The organism is Psychrobacter sp. 1Y4 (assembly GCF_051847555.1).
Genome location: NZ_JBPYDE010000008.1, coordinates 52,355 through 70,268 on the forward strand (window position 1 = coordinate 52,355; position 17,914 = coordinate 70,268).

The following is a 17,914-nucleotide window of genomic DNA, read 5'->3' on the forward strand; positions in this document are numbered from 1 at the left end:
AGTTATGATTAGAGTTATACTCGCCATCCTGATTCTCATACTTGGGGTGGCACTTGCCATCGGCGGCATATGGCTGATTAGCCTTGGCGGCAGTTGGGGCTATGTGATTCTCTCCATTCCCATGATAATATCCGCGATTTTGTTATTGCGTCGGCAGCGTTCTGCTTTGGTCGCTTATGCCATTGTGATTATAATCAGCTTGATTTGGGCACTATGGGAAGTTGGGTTTGATTGGTGGGCGATGGCGCCGCGCGAGGGGCTGATTGTGCTGCTTGGCATCATTATGCTACTGCCGCCTGTGGTGCGCAGCCTAGAGTCAAAGCGCGCCGGCCCCGGTCAGTACTCGATTGAAAGTAAGTCGCTCATGGGCGTGATGGTCGTTGGGGTGGTCATCGCGGTCATCTCTTTTGTCTCAAAACCGCACGAGATTGACGGCGACTTGGCAGCCGAGCGTATGGCGTCAGGCCCTGCACCAGCAGATGATGTTGAGCCGGGTGAGTGGGCCGCTTATGGGCGCACGTCTGCCGGACAGCGCTACTCGCCGCTTGATCAGATCAATACGGACAATGTCGGTAAATTAGAGAAAGTGTGGGAATATCATGCTGGCGATGACATCCATCCGGACTTGCCGGGGAGCGCGCTTGAGTCTACGCCGCTCATTGTCAACGATACGATGTATGTGTGTACCCCAAAAAGTGAAGTCATCGCGCTTGATCCGGTCACAGGCGATGAGCGCTGGCGCTTTGATCCCAAACTATTAGACTTGCCCTCAGGGCTTGCGTCTTATACCACGTGCCGCGGTGTCAGTTATGATGATGGTAGCAATATATCCGTAATTGCAGCGAGTGCGCCACTGGCAAGCGCTGATGAGGCGGATGCGCTGCTTGAGGCCAGCCGTGCGAGCGCCACGCAAAAAGCAGCAGGCGTGGCTCAAAACATTTTGGTCGATAGAGCCAAACCTAACGACCCCAATCCTCTGGTACCTGGTAATACGACGAGCGTTAACGCCTCTATTCGTCAAGATTGCCGTCAGCGCGTTTTTATCACCACACGTGACGCGCGCTTGATTGCATTAAGCGCTGAGACGGGCGTTATTTGCCCCGGGTTTGGCGGTGATGATGGTACGGTCAATCTGTGGCAAGGGATGCCTAATATCTCCCCTGGCGCTTATTATAGTACCTCGCCCGGCCTTATCGCCGATGATGTGATCGTCGTTGGCGGCGCTATCAATGACAACGTGTCTACCACCTTGCCATCAGGCGTGGTTCGCGCTTTTGATCTGGCGACAGGGGATCTGGTGTGGAACTTTGATGCCGCAAACCCAACAGCGACCGCGCCCATTGCTGATGGCGAAACCTATACCGAAAACGCGCCGAACAGCTGGAGCGTGTCAAGCTATGATGCAGACCTGGGTCTGGTCTATGTGCCCTTTGGTGTCGGCTCGCCTGATCAATATGGCGTGGGCCGCTCAGAGGCTGAAGAGGAGTACTCAACCTCCATTACCGCGCTTGACGTCGCAACGGGTGAGCCGCGCTGGACCTTCCAAACGGTGCATCATGACTTATGGGATTACGATGTGCCGGCTCAGCCAAGCTTGATTGACTTGACCATTGAGGGCAAAAAAGTGCCCGCACTGGTGCAGCCCACCAAGCAAGGCGAAGTGTTTGTGCTTAACCGCGCCACAGGGGATCCTGTGCTGCCAGTCGAGGAGGTCGCGGTACCACAAAGCGGCGGTATCGAGGGCGAGCCGTTATCACCCACGCAGCCGGTCTCAAAAATCTCTTTTGCACCCAAAGAAGTCACCGGCGCGCAGATGTGGGGCATGACGCCAGTCGATCAGATGCTGTGCCGTATTGACCTGGCCAAATTGAACTACGAAGGCCGCTTCACCCCGCCAAGCGAGAATGGTACGCTCACGCATCCCGGCAGCTTTGGGGTCTTAAACTGGGGCGCGGTCGCCGTTGACCCTGCGCGCCAAATGCTGTTTTCCATGCCGGTGTATTTAGGATTTACCGCGCAATTGGTCGAGCGTCCTGACAGCCTAGAAAAAGTCGTCTCACGCCCAGGCGATGATGTGCCGATAGGCAATGAAAACTTCGGCGCACCGTATGGCTCCATCGTTAAGCCCTTTATGTCACGCGTTGGACTGCCATGCCAGCAGCCGCCTTGGGGCTACGTGCAGGGTGTTGACTTGACCAACGGCGAGACCGTCTACCGCCGTGTCAACGGCACCGTGCGCGACATGGCGCCTGTGCCGCTACCCTTTAAGACCGGCGTACCTGGTATTGGTGGCCCTATCGTCACCGCAGGCGGCGTTGCTTTCTTGTCCGGCACGGTTGATTATTATGTGCGCGGTTATGATTTGGCCAATGGCAATGAGATCTGGCGCGCGCGTCTGCCAGCGGGTGGTCAGTCCACACCAGCCACTTATCTAGGTCGTGATGGTCGTCAATACTTAGTCGTCGTGGCAGGTGGTCATCGCTATACCGGCACTAAAACTGGCGATTCGGTTATCGCTTATGCGCTACCTGAAGGCGCGACTGCTACCCAGTAGTCGTCGCTATTTGATAGCATAAAAAAGCGGGCATCTACTGATGCCCGCTTTTTTATGCTATCAAATTAAATATAAAAGAATAAAGTAAGTTTGAAAATCAAAGACGCTTTACCCTCACTGCCAAATCTTATCCAACACCCGAAACCAATTTTTAGCCATGATTTTCTCAATAAGGGTATCTGAAAAATGACGCTGCTGCATTCGCTCAATGAGCTTGTCGATATCACTGACACCCGCTAGATCATCAGGCAATAGGCACCCATCAAAGTCCGAGCCAAACCCCACGTGATTGTCCCCCAAATGCTCAACCAAATAAGCAAGATGTTCGACGATCACATCAAGCGAGGTGTGCGTATCGCGCTTGCCATCGCTACGCAAAAACGCCACATCGAAATTGACCCCAACCATACCATTACTCTCTTTAATAGCGCGCAGTTGCTCATCGGTTAAGTTCCTTGCCTGCGCACACAACGCGTGGGTATTGGAATGGGTCGCGACTATAGGCTGATCAATAATCTTGGCAGTGTCCCAAAACGCGCGCTCATTCATGTGCGAGACATCAATGACCATCCGCTTTTTGGCACATTTTTCTATGAAGTCTTTACCGTCGTTGGTAAGTCCCGTACCCGTATCAGGAGAGTGCGGAAAGGGCACGTTTAAGCCATCGCCAAATTTGGTTTTTCGGTTCCAAAGCAGGCCAATACTTCTAAGCCCCGCCTCATAAAACTCGTCCAATAAATCAGGGTCAATAGCAAAGGCTTCTGCGCCCTCTAAATGCAGGACGATGGCGAATTGTTGGTTTTGGATACAGGTTTGAATTTGCGCAAGTGTGGTACAAATTTTGATTTGACCATTCGAGCGCTCTTGTAGCTGCTGGGCGAGCTGTAATTGCGCACGGCAAATATCAATGATTTGCTGCGGCGTAAAATCGGCGCCTGAATCTAAGCTTGAGGCGTTGGCTAACTTATCCGGATGGTTACTTTTCACATAATTAAACGGCGGCAAAAATATTGAGAACAATCCACCCATCCATTCTGCTTGACGGCAGCGCGGTAAATCCAAGTGCCCAGGGAGCGTGCCATAAATAAAATCATGAACGGGATCATCGGCATTGCTCAGCCATAGGCGGGTCAATAAATCGTTATGCCCATCAAAAATATGTCCATCAAAAATCATAGGTAAACCATTACTCAATTAGCGTGCGCGTGGGAATCAATTGCTTATCATTAGACGATTTTTCGTTTAGCAGCTTTTCGTTTGCCAGCTTAGAGTTCTTTGGATTTCTAAATAACAAATCGTCAAACGGAGTCGGTGCGTGACTGTTTGCGCGCGCTTCTTTAATCAGATGATGGTATGGCGATTTGCCACACACCGGATCGGCGTTGTTAGCATCACCTGTCAGCATAAAGGCTTGACAGCGACAGCCACCATAATCGCGCGCTTTGTCTTCGCAGTTCTGGCACATATCCGGCATCCAAGCGTCACCGCGAAACTCATTAAAGCTTGGCGAGTCATACCAAATATGGGACAGCTTAGTATCGCGCACGTTTGGAAACGTTAGCGGCAACTGGCGCGCAGCGTGGCAAGGCAGCGCGGTACCATCGGGGGCGACGGTCAAAAATATTTTGCCCCAACCATCCATACACGCCTTTGGGCGCTCTTCATAATAATCAGGAACCACAAAGATCAGTTTGCACTTAATGTTTTGCGCTTCGATTTTTTGCCGATACTCATTGGTGATGCGCTCAGCTCTCACTAACTGCGCTTGGGTAGGCAGTAACCCTTGCATGTTTTCAAACGCCCAACCATAAAACTGACAAATGGCAAGCTCGACCGTATCTGCGCCAAGCTCCAAACACAGCTCAATAATCTGATCAATCTGATCGATGTTTTGCCGGTGAATGACAAAGTTGAGCACCATCGGATAGTCGTACGCTTTGACCAGTTGCGCCATCTCATACTTTTGTGCAAACGCCTTTTTTGATCCTGCCAAGGCGTTATTGACCACAGGGTCGCTCGCTTGAAAGCTGATTTGAATATGATCTAGACCGGCTTGTTTTAAGTTTGCAATTCGCGATTCATTTAGCCCCATGCCAGAGGTGATAAGGTTAGTATAAAATCCCTTGTCATGCGCATAAGCGACCAGCTCTTCTAAATCCTTACGAACGAGCGGCTCACCGCCAGAAAACCCCAGCTGCACCGCGCCCATCTGCCGCGCTTGATCAAACACGTCATACCATTCATCCGTGGTCAGCTCCTCTTGATACTGCGCATAATCCAGCGGGTTGGAGCAATACGGACATTGCAAGGGGCAGCGGTAGGTCAGCTCAGCGAGCAGCCACAGCGGTAGCCCAACGTCATGGGTCATAATAAATCAATCCAATGTTCACGCTGCGCGACCAGCATGTATTCGACAATGTCTTGTTTGATTTCAGGCACATTGCCAAACATAGCGCTCACCTTTTCGATAATATCACTGACGGACGCCTGACCATCGATTTGTTGACCGATGATGCTCGCACTCTCATTGAGCTTAATCATACCCTCAGGGTAGAGCAGCACATAAGCGTCTTGTGCCGGTTCAAACTGCAAGCGGTAGCCATGACGCCATGTCGGCACAAGCGATAAATCAAGATCGGGCATTAAGTTAGAAGTACTCATTTAAACAATCCTCTATGCCATACCTTATCTGTAGTCACACTCTGATAAGGCGCTTGATCATGGACATACGCTAGGCTCAGCGCATCCAAAATTGACCATAAAATATCAAGCTTAAACTGTAAAATCTCCAGCATGCGTGTCTGCTCTTCGACCGTGGTAAACGAGTCTAAGGTAATGGTGAGACCATGCTCGACATCACGGCGCGCTTGACTCAGACGCGAGCGAAAATAGGTATAGCCTTGCTCTTTTATCCATGGATAATGCTTGGGCCAAGACTCAAGGCGCGACTGGTGAATCTGCGGGGCAAACAGCTCGGTCAATGAGCTACTGGCCGCCTCACGCCACGTTGCCCGCCGTGCAAAATTAACATAAGCGTCCACCGCAAAGCGCACGCCGGGTAGCACTAATTCTTCAGACAGGATTTGCTCGCGGGTCAGTCCTACCGCCTCACCAAGTCCCAACCACGCCTCGCGACCCCCGCCATCAGGATAGACACCATCTTGGTCAATCATGCGCTGAATCCACTCTTGACGCACACGGTGATCGGGGCAATTTGCCATGATCGCCGCGTCCTTTAAGGGAATATTGATCTGATAATAAAAGCGATTGGCCACCCACGCTTGGATCTGCTGCTGGGTTGCGCGCCCTTCATGCATCATGATATGAAAGGGGTGGTAGATATGATAATACTGACCTTTAGCCAAGATCGCTTGCTCAAATTCTTTGGCGCTTAGGGCTGTTTTTTCTGGCATTGTTTTCACCTTATGATTGTTTTTAGTTTGGACTTGATTACAATTCAAGTTCCATACCATCAAATGCCACCTCAACCCCGTGCTGATCTAAAATAGCCGCTTGCTCGGAGTCGTCATCTAAGATGGGATTGGTGTTATTAATGTGGATCAATACCTTGCGGATGCCTGTGAGCTGGTCTAAATAATGTAGTGAGCCGTCCTCTCCGCTAATGTGCAAATGACCCATGTCTTGACCGGTCTTAGTGCCAACGCCGCAAGTTTGCATCTCATCATCAGTCCATAACGTGCCATCAATCATCACGCAATCAGACGCTTGCATAATCTGCATGATGCGCTCATCAATTTTGGCCAGTCCTGGCGCATAAAACAGCTGCTTTTGCGTACTTAAGTCTTTGACAATCAGGGCAATATTATCACCATCGTGTGGATCGTTGCGGTGCGGAGAGTAGGGAGGCGCTGAGCTTTTTATAATTAAAGGCGTCAATTCTAGATTATCAAAGCCTTTAATATGAAATCGCTGATTGGGGTCAATTTGATGGTGTTGTAGCCCGCCATTCCAGTGCGCTAGCATATTAAAAATAGGAAATCCGGTGGTGAGATCTTGATGCACCATATCGGTACACCACACATCAATCGGGCACCCTTCGCGCAGGGTCAACAGCCCCGTGGTGTGATCGAGCTGGCTGTCCATCAGCACCACCGCATTAATCCCCGTGTCTCTGAGACCGCGCGCGGGGTGCGCCGCCTTAAAGTCAAACAACTGCTGGCGAATATCGGGAGAGGCATTAAACAAAATCCAATCTGTACCATTTTCGGATATGGCAATCGAGGATTGAGTGCGCGTCTTAGCATTAATCGTACCTTGACGCACACCCTGGCAATTATGGCAATTACAATTCCACTGCGGAAATCCGCCACCTGCCGCTGAGCCCAAAACATGAATATACATAAGTTAATATCTCCAAAAAAACAAAAGCCCTAGTCATCTAGGGCTTTTAACAAATCGAGGTTTGACAAATTTTAACGCGCTTTAAAATACCTAGCGTGCTTCGAAATACATAGTAACTTCAAAACCAATGCGAATGTCTTGAAAAGCAGGTTTGGTCCATTTCATAACGGTACTCCGAGAGTGTTTTATTGGTTAATAGACAAAATTATTAATAGTAATTTTCAATGGTAGTATAATCTGACACTTGATGTCAAATCAGTAGAAACGCTTTTGAAAGATACAGTTACATAACCTGATGATTGCTACAATGAATGACAATTAAGCAATCAGTTTTAGCAATCAACAGACCAACACAAGCCACGGGATAGGTAGGTTATGTTCGGTCAGATTAGGAAAACGTTAGACATAAAAAAAACGCTAGATGCGTTATTTATACAGGATTACAAAGGTATATAAGAGTGTTTAAAAAAGCTAGGAAAATTGAGTAGCTGTTATAAACAGAATAAGATTGGCGGTGAAGGAGGAAGTCTAACTATATGTTTAAGTTATTGATATAGATGTATTTAATATACTGTAGCTAATTATTAGACCATCAAATAGACCAACAGCTTCACAGTATTGGAGGCAAGGCAAATAATGGGATTTTCTCTCGATTAATTGTATCAAGATATTTCCAATCAACTATTTAATTTCAAACATATATTATCACCAAAAAACCATTTCTAGTATATCTATTTTTCTACCTCATTGCTTAATACTATTTACTACCGCCTTAAGCAACCCAAGAGACCTTCTGACAAAGAAGCACGTCTAATTCTTACTGTGCATGCAAATAATGATATGTTTTTCTTATAAATATAAAGCGATAAAATCACCCTTGTCTACTAAATACTTCTCCAAACGTACCCTCTCATAATCTAGGCAATACCCTGTACAGCCTTGCTTGATAACTGAAGATAAGCCTATTGACAGAGTTATAAAGCCACCAATATCTAAAAATTATATATGAAATATAAAAATATTATATCAATACTATTTACACCACTAAATTTATATGAGACACTACTTGCATCAAATAATGATCGCAAGGAAATTCTTATGAAAGCTTCAACGCATTTAGTATCGAGGATGGGTCAACGGGCTATAGGTAAAGCCGAACTAGATATTGTTATGGCTTTTGGAGAAGTAAACGGGGATAAGGTCATTGTGAACAAGCGACGCGCAAAAGAACTACTCGTAGAATTCGAGTTTCTTCTGGCGTGTAAAAAGGAGAGAGTAAGATGAAACTAAGCTGTTATGAGAAAATAAGTTCTGGCGCAGATCTTGATGTTAAAGAGATTCAAGCGGCTATTAAGACACTGAAGAATATCTTAAAAAAAGGTGGAGTCGTCGTCGTTTCTGAAAATGACACATTGATTACTACCTATAACTTAGACAGCTATGATCGAAGACTTGCTTTTAAATAGCATGTCTTTCAACACTAAAAATTAAAGGTAATTTCATCTTATGCAAAAATATAAAACTAAAGAGCTGGTCATAAGCTTATATGATCTAATGCATCAATATGGTATTAGAAGACACAATGAAAACGAAATCGCACTGAAGCTAGCGGCTATTTTAGTGTTATCAAAAGAAAGCAAGCTTCCGAAGGGTTTAAAGCTAAGTCAAAGTTTAGCGGAGTATAAAAACGAGTGGCTAGCGCTTGTGGAGGCTCTCAAAGCAAGTGAGGATAGCCAGATACAGCGGGTTTTCTCACACGATAATGCTCTAGAGGATCTGCCATTACCATTTCTTCATAGCGCAATAAATACGTTGTTGAAGTATGAAGACATCACTCTAGAAAGCCCAGCAGTTGATTCAATCAGAACAATAATTTCAAACTTCACCTTATCGACTAGTGAGGGTTTTACAGACTTTAGCGTATATATGCTAGCAAATGCATTATTAGGTGACACAAATGGTAAGACGACCTATCTCATGTCACCAGCTTCACTTCCTCTAGTTACTATAATTAGCGAAGAGTCTGAAAACGTTTATTATGAGACAATCAATCAGTCAGGAATGATAGCAGATGCTTTATCATTGATGAGCGAAAATGAGTTTGAGGTAACGTATTCTGATGCATTAGATAAACCTAGTTATACAAAGTCCAAGAACGAATTAGAGACTTTCGATTATGGTATCAGCTTCTCGCCAATGGGCGTAACAGTACCAAAGCATATCTCTGATAATATTGATACTTACGATCGATTTATCATACCAACTAAGAAAGTAGAATCAGCTAATATCTTACATTTGCTTAAACAATGCCGTGAAACCGTCATTGTCTCAGTAACTGAAGGGTTTTTATATTCCACTATGGAAAAAGACTTAAGAGAGCATTTAGTTGCTAACGGTATGCTCAAAGCAGTCATATCTTTACCGTCAGGGATCTGGACAGGAACTGCTGTAAAGACATCGTTATTAATCATTGAGCCAAATGGTCATAACCAATCGGTAAGATTTATAGATGTAACTGGTGAAGCGTTCATTAAAAAGACAACCAAGCGATTACTTAGCTTAAGAAATATTGATACTATTTTAGAGTACTTAGCATCTAATGAGCAATTAGCTTGCGCAACTACAGTGTCAGTCTCGACTCTCAAAGAGCAAGAATATCGTCTAGATGTTGGGCGTTACCTGTTAGATCCAGAGGAAAAGACGGTCAATAAAATCCTTGAAGAGGCACAGACTGTCACCCTTGATAGTATCGTTCGTTTCGAGCGTGGCTTGCCTGTCAAGCCAGACGAAGGTGACTATACTGTCTTAGAAGTGGGCGCTAGTGAACTAAACGACATTGGTGATATCTCTACACCAACTAGAAAGGCTTACATATCAGAGTCAGAGCGTGCGAAGAACCAATCAGGTTTTTTACAGCCAAACGATATTATTTTTATTCTAAAAGGTTCTGCTGGTAAGCTTGGTATCGTTCCCGAAGATGTACCAATAACAGGTGATGGATGTTGGATGGTGAACAGATCAGCGATAGTGATAAGGCCAATCTCTGATAAAGTAAACCCAAAAGTTTTATATGCTTATCTAAAATCGCATATTGGGCAGACTCAAATTGCTAGCCTGATTAAAGGTGCTACTATACCCAATATATCACTGAAAGAGCTCAAGCAGATACCTGTTATAGTACCGTCTGATGATGAGCAAGAACAGGCAATTGAATGTGTAGATAAGAGCCGAGAGACTCAGCAAGCCATCCAAAAACTAGTATTAGAACAGCAAGCACGACAAGATCAGCTCTGGAAGCTCTAAACTTCAAATCATACTGTCCAAGCTAGTGCGATAGAAGGTATGCTGATGTGGTTTTAACTTTCATGATCAGCTTACCTTTTACAGTGCAACATAGAAGCAGTAATCATTCAAATATAGATTAGGAAAACAACCGTTCATGGATATTTCAATCAAACAGCTCGAAAGCGACCTATGGGGCGCAGCTGATAATTTGCGTGCGAATTCAACGCTTACTGCCGCTGAATATAAAGACCCTATATTAGGCTTGGTGTTTTTACGATTTGTACAAAACCGCTATGAAGATGCCAAGATCAGTATTGAAGAGTCGTTACCTATCAACCCTCGTACTGGTCAAAAGCGTGAGGTAACCAAAGATGATTTTGTTGCCGCAGGGTCTATTTTGCTGCCTGAAAAAGCAAAATATGATTACCTTGCAGCGTTGCCTGAAAGTGAGAATATCGCTGAAGCCATCAACAATGCGATGAAGCTCATCGAACAAGAATACCCTTCTTTAGTAGGTATACTGCCAAAAAACTATCAAGCATTTGATAGTAAGTTATTGCGTGACCTTGTTCGTGTGTTCAATAAAGACGCAGTAAGAAAAGCTAAAGGAGACGTTTTTGGTCGTATTTATGAGTTCTTCTTGATGAAGTTCTCCATGCAAGGCGCGGGCGCACAAGAAGGTGGTGAGTTCTTCACACCGCCATCACTGGTTAATCTAATCGTTAACTTTATACAGCCAGACCATGGTGTCGTTCATGATCCAGCTTGTGGCTCTGGTGGTATGTTCGTACAGACGGCTCACTTTATTCGAGATCATAACCCAGATAAAAGCGTCAATAAAGCCATCACGGTATACGGTACAGAGCTTAAGAATAATAATACTAAGCTAGCTAAGATGAACCTTGCTGTCCATGGCATTGAAGGCGCTATTATTGAGAGCAATAGTTTTTATACCAATCCGCATAACCTCACTGGTAAATGTGATTTTGTAATGGCAAACCCACCATTCAACGTGAGCGGTATCGATGGTAAGAATAAGTTTCTCACAGAAGATGCTCGCTTGCCGTTTGGTGCACCGTTGACTAAAGGCGGAACGATAGGTAACGGTAACTATTTATGGATTCAGTACTTTCACAGTTATCTGAATGAGTCAGGTCGGGCAGGCTTTGTTATGGCATCGTCAGCGACTGATGCAGGTCATGCTGAGAAGCTGATACGTCAAAAGCTAATAGAAACGGGCGACGTCGAGTGTATTGTCTCTATCGCCAACAATTTCTTTTATACCCGATCATTGCCATGTCATGTGTGGTTCTTTAATAAAGATAAGAAGGCGGAAAATAAAGACAAAATCTTGATGATTGATGCACGTAATACTTATCGTAAGGTCAGTAGCACGATTCAAGATTTTAGTGATGATCAATTAGAAGGCTTAACCGCGCTAATCAATGCTTTTCGAGGTGATGAGCTTGGCGTGAGTAAAGATAATAAGTGGTTTGCTGAACATTTCCCTGATGGCGCATATGCTGATATTGAAGGGCTATGCAAGGTAGTGGATCTGGATGATTTAAAAGAGCAAGACTATAGCTTAACGCCAGGGCGCTATGTGGGCGTAAATATCGATATCGATATGGACTTTGATTATAAAGGGCGTATGACTGAGATCCGCTCAGAGCTTAGTAGTCTGAATGAAGAAGCAGTTGAGCTTATGAAAAAGATTCAAGGGGTTGAGCTGTGAGAGATGGTTGGACACAATATAAAATGGGTGAATTAGTTTCCTTGAAACAAGGGTTTGCGCTGAATAAAAAAAGCGATCACCATATTTCAGAAGTAAAAACAGCATATCCTTTATTAAAAATTTCTGATTTGCTAAATAATATAGAATCACTATATGTAAAAGATACAATTCCCAAGCAATTTTTAGTAAAACCAAGTGAAATAATCTATAGTCGTACAGGACAGGTAGGCTATGCTTTCATGGGTAGACGTGGTGTTATCTATAATAATTGTTTTAAGGTCACACCTAACAATTTAATTGATAATACTTTTTTACTGCATTTGCTTAACTCTCAGCCAGTTAGAGAGCTTGCAAGAGTTTTGGCTACAGGCACTGCCCAACCTGATTTGAATCATGGTGCGTTTAAAAGTATTAAGGTAACCATTCCACCACTACCAACTCAAAAGAAGATTGCCAATATCTTATCCGCCTATGATGACTTAATCGAAAATAATATAAAACGTATTGAGCTATTAGAAGAGCAAGCACAGCTCATCTATGAAGAATGGTTTGTGCGTATGAGATTTCCTAATTATGAAAATACAAAAATTGATGCAGAGACAGGTTTGCCTGAGGGTTGGGAGCATAGAACGTTTGCAGATATAGTAGATATAAACCCTAAAACATCTATTAAAAAAGGTGTAGTTGCTCCTTTTATTCCTATGGGCTCTATTTCAACTTCCTCTATGATTATAGACCCGATAGAAGAAAGAGCTGTATCTGGTGGTACAAAGTTTAAAAATGGAGATACTCTTTTTGCAAGAATAACACCTTGTTTGGAGAATGGTAAAACTGGGTTTGTACAGTTTATGAAAGACAACGACTCTATAGCCACAGGTTCAACAGAATTTATCGTTTTAAGAGAAACGAGTAGCTGTGGAAAATACTTTATCTATTGTACTTCGAGAGAAGAAGGATTTCGTGAGAATGCTATAAAAAGTATGGTTGGTTCAGATGGTAGACAACGAGTTAATACAGATTGCTTTGAAAAATATATGGTTAATTTCGCTCCAAACGAAGTCAGGTTAAAGTTTGAAAAATTGTGTGAACCTATGTTTAGGTCAATTCAAATATTTATAGAACAAAATAATAAGCTTAGAGAAGCTCGAGATATCCTCTTGCCACGTTTAATGATGGGTATTATTGAAGTATAAAAATAAGAATAACTATAACTTACAGGTGTAATCATGAGCTACGAATATTCAGAAGATGGCATGGTTGAGGAAGCGACCAAAGACGTATTGATTGAGCTTGGCTGGCAAGTCGTTACAGCTTGGCATAACGAAACCTTTGGTAAAGATGGTCTACTCGGCAGAGAAGACAAGTCAGAGGTTATTCTCACTCGTGAGTTACACCATGCTTTAGTTACCCTAAATCCTGATCTACCAGACACTGCTTATGAGCAAGCCATTGATACTATTATCCAAAAGTCGGCTGATAAAACTCTAGGTAGGATCAATCAAGAAAAGTATAAGCTGCTCAAAGATGGCGTCCCCGTTAAGTTCACTAATAGCGATAATGAGCTTGAAGAGCGTCATCTAAAAGTCTTTGATTATAATGACTATACCAATAATAGCTTTTTAGCAGTCAGGCAATTAGAGGTCATAGGCGATCTTTATAACCGTCGTCCTGACATGGTGGGTTTCGTCAATGGTATTCCATTGGTGTTCTTTGAGCTAAAAGCCCATCATAAAGATTTACGTCACGCTTATGATGATAACTTTACTGATTATAAAGACACCATTCCTACTATTTTTCATTGTAATGGCTTTGTCATTCTAAGCAATGGTATAGATACCAAAGTCGGTACGATAACCAGTCCTTATAAGTACTTCCTTGATTGGAAGCGTATAGAAGAAAACGCAGAAGGTGTAGTTAGCCTAGATACCATGATTCGTGGTACATGCGATCCCAAGCGCCTAATGGATATTTTTGAGAACTTTTTATTGTTTGATACCTCATACGGTGAGGTTGTCAAAATAATGGCAAAAAACCATCAATATATTGGCGTTAATAAAGTTATCGATCAAGTAGATGACATTGAAGACTTACAAGGCAAGCTTGGCGTGTTTTGGCATACCCAAGGTAGCGGTAAGTCTTATTCGATGGTTTTTTTATGCGAAAAAATCCATCGGACGATGGGCGGCTCTTATACCTTCCTGTTAGTAGTCGATAGAAGTGAGCTGGAAAGTCAGCTTTATGACACGTTCTCAGGTGTTGGCGTAGTAAACGAAAAGCATCTAATTGCAGGTAACAAATCTGGTATAACGGGACGCGAGCACTTGCGTGAGCTGTTATCAGAAAACCATCGCTATATATTTACCTTGATTCATAAGTTTTCTATAGACCCCAAGAAAGAGAGCGAATATCCACTCATTACCAATCGAAAAAATGTCATCGTTATCTCAGATGAAGCCCACCGTACACAAGGTGGCATCTACGCGCGTAACATGCGTTTTTATGGCTTACCTAATGCTTCATACCTAGGCTTTACAGGTACGCCTATTATCAAGGATGAAGAAGAGCTTACCAAAAATATATTTGGTGATTACGTATCCGTTTATGACTTTAAACGTGCGGTTGAAGATGGGGCGACGCTACCACTACATTATCTAAATAAAGGCGAGCTACTCGAGATTGATAACCCAGAGCTCGATGAAAAGATGGCTGAAGCGCTAGAAGACGAGAACTTAGATGAGGAGCAAAGACAAAAGCTCATCTATAAATTCAGTAAAAATTACCCCATATTAACCGCACAGTCACGACTGGAGACCATTGCTAAAGACTTGGTATGGCACTTTAATGAGCGTGGCTATCAGGGTAAAGGCATGCTAGTGACTCTTGATAAGCCGACTGCGGTTCGTATGTATGATCTGATCAAAAGCTATTGGGATGAATATCTGGTCGAGCTGAAAAAACGTATCGATGACGCTGAGGATCTGCAAGAAGCTCAAGAGCTACGCCGCAAATACAAAAGAGTTGCTGAAACTGAGGTTTGCGTTGTAGTCAGTGGTGAGCAAAATGAAGTTGATAAGTTTAAAAAACTGGGACTAGATATCGCGACCCATCGTAAAAAAATGGTAGAGCGTGACCTAGAAAAAGAATTTAAAGATCCTGATAATCCGTTCCGTCTCGCGATTGTCTGTGCCATGTGGATCACAGGGTTTGATGCTCAGTCTGTCTCTACCGTATACCTAGACAAGCCAATCAAAGGTCATACTTTGATGCAGACCATAGCTAGGGCGAACCGTGTATATGATGATGAAAAAGAAAATGGCTTAATTGTTGATTATGGCAATGTCTACGAGCAGCTAGAAAAAGCATATTCTGTATATGGTGAAGGTGGCAATACTGGTGGCGGAGGCAAGGGAGAGGGCACTGGTAGCCCAATAGAAGATCTATCTGAACTAGAAGAAGAGCTCAGAGCTGCTATTGAAGAGACGACAAAGCATCTTCACTCACTAGGCTTTGATCTTGAGTCTCTCAAGAATGCTAATCCAATGATGAGGATAAGCAAAATACAAGAAGCTGAAAACTGCGTGTGTTTAAACGAGGATACTCGCGCTACCTTCGAGGTTATGGCGAGGAATGTTTTTAGAAAATACAAAGCTCTTTTTCCTGAACCGCAAGCCAAAGCTCATACCAAAGACCATAACGCAATTGACGCTATTTATAAGCGTCTCAATAAAAGTGTCAAATCTGCTGATATCACCGAAGTCATGCAAAAGCTACAAATATTGGTGAGTGATAGTATCAGTGTCAAACAAAGTGATCATGTAGACGGTATCTATATTGACCTAAGCAATTTAGATTTTAATAAATTAAAAGGTGCATTTGCTAAGTCTGAGCAAAAAAATACGATCACCTACACCCTGCAACAAATCATTGAGAATAAGCTAAAGCAAATGCTGAAGGAAAATCCTTCAAGGGTTAAGTTCTATGAGCGTTATAAAGAAATAATAGACGATTACAATGCAGGTAAATCTCTAGAAAATACGGTGAAGGTTTTTGATGACCTGAACGATTTCGTTAAAGACTTATCTGCTGAAGAGCAGAGAGCTGTAAAAGAAAACTTAGGTGATCAGGAAGTATTGGCAATTTTTGATCTACTGACTGAAGGTAAAGAGCTGAGCAAGAAAGACGTCAAAGAAGTGAAGAAAGTGGCTAAGAAGACACTAGACGTATTAAAGGCTGAAAAGTTAAGTATTGAGCGCTGGCGAGAAAGTCGTGAAGTAATAGCTCAGATTAAGATAGTCATTCATGACAATCTGCTATGGCTACCTCAAGAATCATATAGTGATGAAGAGGTGAATATAAAGGCTGTAGACGTTTATCAGCATATCTTCGCTAGCTATAGAGGCGGTAACGATAGTGTTTATGAGATGAGTGCTTAGATCGAAGCGAGTGTTTAGATATTTATGTTAACAAATTGATCTTAGAAGCTATCTTTAGAGATATAGATAGAGCCTTGATGTTAAATGATTTGTAGCCAAAAACTTTAAGTTGTTTAGCGATAAAAGTTACTAATTAACTTTTTATCGCTAAACAGCTCAGTGGCACGGTATTTTATATTGATTTTGCTACTTGCAAAATTTAGTTATTTATTAGGTTCTATATGCTTAAAAATCTGAAAAAACTTATAGGCTGTTCGAAGTGAGTAGATGGCAGTAATTAAAGTAGCACCAATAGAAATTAAAAATGCAGAGGATTGTCGAACTGTTACCATTAATGCTACAAGATAGATAGCGATACTGATGAAATACAGTAATGACAGCAACTTACTACTCATCAAAAGATTGTTATAGTGACCTGATTTCACCATATTTTTAATCAAACGCTTGTCTATTAAGCTTATAACAATTGCCATTAAAGTAAGAACAAACCCTAACATTGTACCAAACAGGGTGATTAAAGTTTTTAACACCTCGTTGATCATTATAGAAGATGTGTTAAGAATTTCATTGTACAAGAGAATACACAACGCAACTGAGATGATTAAGCTCAAAGCTAACCATTTTAATATCTCAGCATACTTGTTCAATTTCATCTAGCTTCCCTAGATAAGCAGTCACGATCTTATCGTATATATTACTCGGTTGAAGAGCATCTTTAGTATATGAATAGGTTTCATCTTTATATACTATTTTATCAGCAATAAGGTCTATTAAGTCGTATTTGCCATCGATATCTTGAGTCTTTACGACAGCTCGTGTCGGGTTATGTGATAATAGATTTCTGATATTTTCAGCAGCTTTTGAAATCATCCCACGCTCGCTTTTACGCAAATCGAGACCGATTTGCATTTTTAGGACGTCTCCACCTGAATTATCAACAGCTTTCATTGCTTCATCAGACCATAATTGACCATTGTTCGTTGCTTGAGCTGAGCTAATAGGCACAGAAAAGTCTATATTTACTACGGTTCGGTTTTGAAGTATTTGGTTAAGAGATCCAGCATTTATTAAGGGAGAAACTACGACATCTCTACCAAAAGCTTCTGACAAGCAACTTTCAAGGCGTTTATAGTGATTGGCATGCACATTTCTGATATAACCAAGAATGCTATATTTAGGAAAGAAAACAAGATGATTGGTCTCTAACTTACCTTCACCTTTGGTATAGCTTAATTTTTTGCCAGCAGCTCCAACTTTGCCAGTTTCGATGATCTCATCAGTTCTTATTTTTCTAAAGACGCCGCCATAGTATTTTGCTTGTACTAGATTGAAGTTATAGAAGTCTCTGTCGTACTGATCCTTAAACCCAAAAGACTTACTCACTAATGAAGTAAAATACTTCTCTAAGGTCTTAGGGTTTTGAGGATCTTCTTTTTTAAAAGTTACTTTATAGAACTCAACTGTAGTCGCCATATTCACCCTTTATGCGAATTAATAACCAAATTTTAATTAATAATATTTATTATGGAAAATTGTCTGGTATAA

15 protein-coding genes are annotated in these 17,914 nt (G+C 42.8%); 7 read left to right on the forward strand and 8 right to left on the reverse strand.

What is annotated here, in order from left to right; translation table 11 throughout:
* Nucleotides 1-4: 4 nt before the first annotated feature.
* Entirely contained in the window at nt 5-2,554 is a 2,550-nt protein-coding gene (locus ACS8FC_RS08470) for a membrane-bound PQQ-dependent dehydrogenase, glucose/quinate/shikimate family (protein WP_439296470.1), read from the forward strand.
* Between the two features lie 114 nt (nt 2,555-2,668).
* Here the strand turns inward: ACS8FC_RS08470 and ACS8FC_RS08475 are convergent, their stop codons facing one another.
* From ACS8FC_RS08475 to pqqA, 6 genes are all read right to left on the reverse strand, one after another.
* Nucleotides 2,669-3,730: a dipeptidase gene (locus ACS8FC_RS08475; protein ID WP_439296471.1), complete on the reverse strand. Its 1,062-nt coding sequence runs from the start codon at nt 3,728-3,730 to the stop codon at nt 2,669-2,671.
* A gap of 10 nt (nt 3,731-3,740) precedes the next feature.
* Nucleotides 3,741-4,922, reverse strand: a complete 1,182-nt coding sequence (gene pqqE / locus ACS8FC_RS08480) for a pyrroloquinoline quinone biosynthesis protein PqqE (RefSeq protein ID WP_439263051.1) — start codon at nt 4,920-4,922, stop codon at nt 3,741-3,743.
* On the reverse strand, nt 4,919-5,197 hold the full coding sequence (pqqD, locus tag ACS8FC_RS08485; RefSeq protein WP_439263176.1) for a pyrroloquinoline quinone biosynthesis peptide chaperone PqqD: 279 nt from the start codon (nt 5,195-5,197) through the stop codon (nt 4,919-4,921). Before pqqD ends, pqqE begins: the two co-directional genes overlap by 4 nt.
* A 14-nt stretch (nt 5,198-5,211) precedes the next feature.
* Entirely contained in the window at nt 5,212-5,967 is a 756-nt protein-coding gene (gene pqqC, locus ACS8FC_RS08490; protein ID WP_420884212.1) for a pyrroloquinoline-quinone synthase PqqC, read from the reverse strand.
* A 37-nt stretch (nt 5,968-6,004) separates the two neighbouring features.
* Nucleotides 6,005-6,916, reverse strand: a complete 912-nt coding sequence (pqqB, locus tag ACS8FC_RS08495; protein WP_439296472.1) for a pyrroloquinoline quinone biosynthesis protein PqqB — start codon at nt 6,914-6,916, stop codon at nt 6,005-6,007.
* Between the two features lie 90 nt (nt 6,917-7,006).
* Nucleotides 7,007-7,081, reverse strand: a complete 75-nt coding sequence (gene pqqA / locus ACS8FC_RS08500; protein ID WP_201500340.1) for a pyrroloquinoline quinone precursor peptide PqqA — start codon at nt 7,079-7,081, stop codon at nt 7,007-7,009.
* Nucleotides 7,082-8,014: 933 nt separating this feature from the next.
* Here pqqA and ACS8FC_RS08505 point away from each other — a divergent pair.
* The 6 genes from ACS8FC_RS08505 (at nt 8,015) to ACS8FC_RS08530 (ending at nt 16,369) form a co-directional block, all read left to right on the forward strand.
* On the forward strand, nt 8,015-8,200 hold the full coding sequence (locus ACS8FC_RS08505; RefSeq protein ID WP_075103527.1) for a hypothetical protein: 186 nt from the start codon (nt 8,015-8,017) through the stop codon (nt 8,198-8,200).
* Nucleotides 8,197-8,382 carry a hypothetical protein gene (locus ACS8FC_RS08510; RefSeq protein ID WP_439296473.1) on the forward strand — a complete coding sequence of 62 codons (186 nt, stop codon included), beginning with the start codon at nt 8,197-8,199 and terminating at the stop codon, nt 8,380-8,382. The genes ACS8FC_RS08505 and ACS8FC_RS08510 overlap by 4 nt, the downstream gene beginning before the upstream one ends.
* A gap of 40 nt (nt 8,383-8,422) precedes the next feature.
* A complete protein-coding gene (locus tag ACS8FC_RS08515) occupies nt 8,423-10,219 on the forward strand; it encodes an N-6 DNA methylase (protein ID WP_439296474.1) in 1,797 nt (598 codons plus the stop codon).
* A 136-nt stretch (nt 10,220-10,355) separates the two neighbouring features.
* The gene (locus tag ACS8FC_RS08520; RefSeq protein WP_439296475.1) at nt 10,356-11,936 is read left to right on the forward strand and encodes a type I restriction-modification system subunit M; all 1,581 of its coding nucleotides are present in this window, start codon (nt 10,356-10,358) and stop codon (nt 11,934-11,936) included.
* Nucleotides 11,933-13,129 carry a restriction endonuclease subunit S gene (locus ACS8FC_RS08525; RefSeq protein ID WP_439296476.1) on the forward strand — a complete coding sequence of 399 codons (1,197 nt, stop codon included), beginning with the start codon at nt 11,933-11,935 and terminating at the stop codon, nt 13,127-13,129. Before ACS8FC_RS08520 ends, ACS8FC_RS08525 begins: the two co-directional genes overlap by 4 nt.
* Nucleotides 13,130-13,162: 33 nt before the next feature.
* Nucleotides 13,163-16,369 carry a type I restriction endonuclease subunit R gene (locus ACS8FC_RS08530; protein ID WP_439296477.1) on the forward strand — a complete coding sequence of 1,069 codons (3,207 nt, stop codon included), beginning with the start codon at nt 13,163-13,165 and terminating at the stop codon, nt 16,367-16,369.
* Between the two features lie 203 nt (nt 16,370-16,572).
* Here ACS8FC_RS08530 and ACS8FC_RS08535 read toward each other — a convergent pair whose 3' ends face one another.
* Together ACS8FC_RS08535 and ACS8FC_RS08540 are read right to left on the reverse strand one after the other, a co-directional pair.
* Nucleotides 16,573-17,022: a hypothetical protein gene (locus tag ACS8FC_RS08535; RefSeq protein WP_439296478.1), complete on the reverse strand. Its 450-nt coding sequence runs from the start codon at nt 17,020-17,022 to the stop codon at nt 16,573-16,575.
* A complete protein-coding gene (locus ACS8FC_RS08540) occupies nt 17,000-17,842 on the reverse strand; it encodes a hypothetical protein (protein WP_439296479.1) in 843 nt (280 codons plus the stop codon). The genes ACS8FC_RS08535 and ACS8FC_RS08540 overlap by 23 nt, the downstream gene beginning before the upstream one ends.
* Nucleotides 17,843-17,914: the final 72 nt, after the last annotated feature.

Bases quoted from the DNA above. Each gene is read 5' to 3' on its own strand.
- ACS8FC_RS08470 (WP_439296470.1), top strand. From the start codon at position 5: ATGATTAGAGTTATACTCGCCATCCTGATTCTCATACTTGGGGTGGCA.
- ACS8FC_RS08475 (WP_439296471.1), bottom strand. From the start codon at position 3,730: ATGATTTTTGATGGACATATTTTTGATGGGCATAACGATTTATTGACC.
- pqqE (WP_439263051.1), bottom strand. From the start codon at position 4,922: ATGACCCATGACGTTGGGCTACCGCTGTGGCTGCTCGCTGAGCTGACC.
- pqqD (WP_439263176.1), bottom strand. From the start codon at position 5,197: ATGCCCGATCTTGATTTATCGCTTGTGCCGACATGGCGTCATGGCTAC.
- pqqC (WP_420884212.1), bottom strand. From the start codon at position 5,967: ATGCCAGAAAAAACAGCCCTAAGCGCCAAAGAATTTGAGCAAGCGATC.
- pqqB (WP_439296472.1), bottom strand. From the start codon at position 6,916: ATGTATATTCATGTTTTGGGCTCAGCGGCAGGTGGCGGATTTCCGCAG.
- ACS8FC_RS08505 (WP_075103527.1), top strand. From the start codon at position 8,015: ATGAAAGCTTCAACGCATTTAGTATCGAGGATGGGTCAACGGGCTATA.
- ACS8FC_RS08510 (WP_439296473.1), top strand. From the start codon at position 8,197: ATGAAACTAAGCTGTTATGAGAAAATAAGTTCTGGCGCAGATCTTGAT.
- ACS8FC_RS08515 (WP_439296474.1), top strand. From the start codon at position 8,423: ATGCAAAAATATAAAACTAAAGAGCTGGTCATAAGCTTATATGATCTA.
- ACS8FC_RS08520 (WP_439296475.1), top strand. From the start codon at position 10,356: ATGGATATTTCAATCAAACAGCTCGAAAGCGACCTATGGGGCGCAGCT.
- ACS8FC_RS08530 (WP_439296477.1), top strand. From the start codon at position 13,163: ATGAGCTACGAATATTCAGAAGATGGCATGGTTGAGGAAGCGACCAAA.
- ACS8FC_RS08535 (WP_439296478.1), bottom strand. From the start codon at position 17,022: ATGAAATTGAACAAGTATGCTGAGATATTAAAATGGTTAGCTTTGAGC.
- ACS8FC_RS08540 (WP_439296479.1), bottom strand. From the start codon at position 17,842: ATGGCGACTACAGTTGAGTTCTATAAAGTAACTTTTAAAAAAGAAGAT.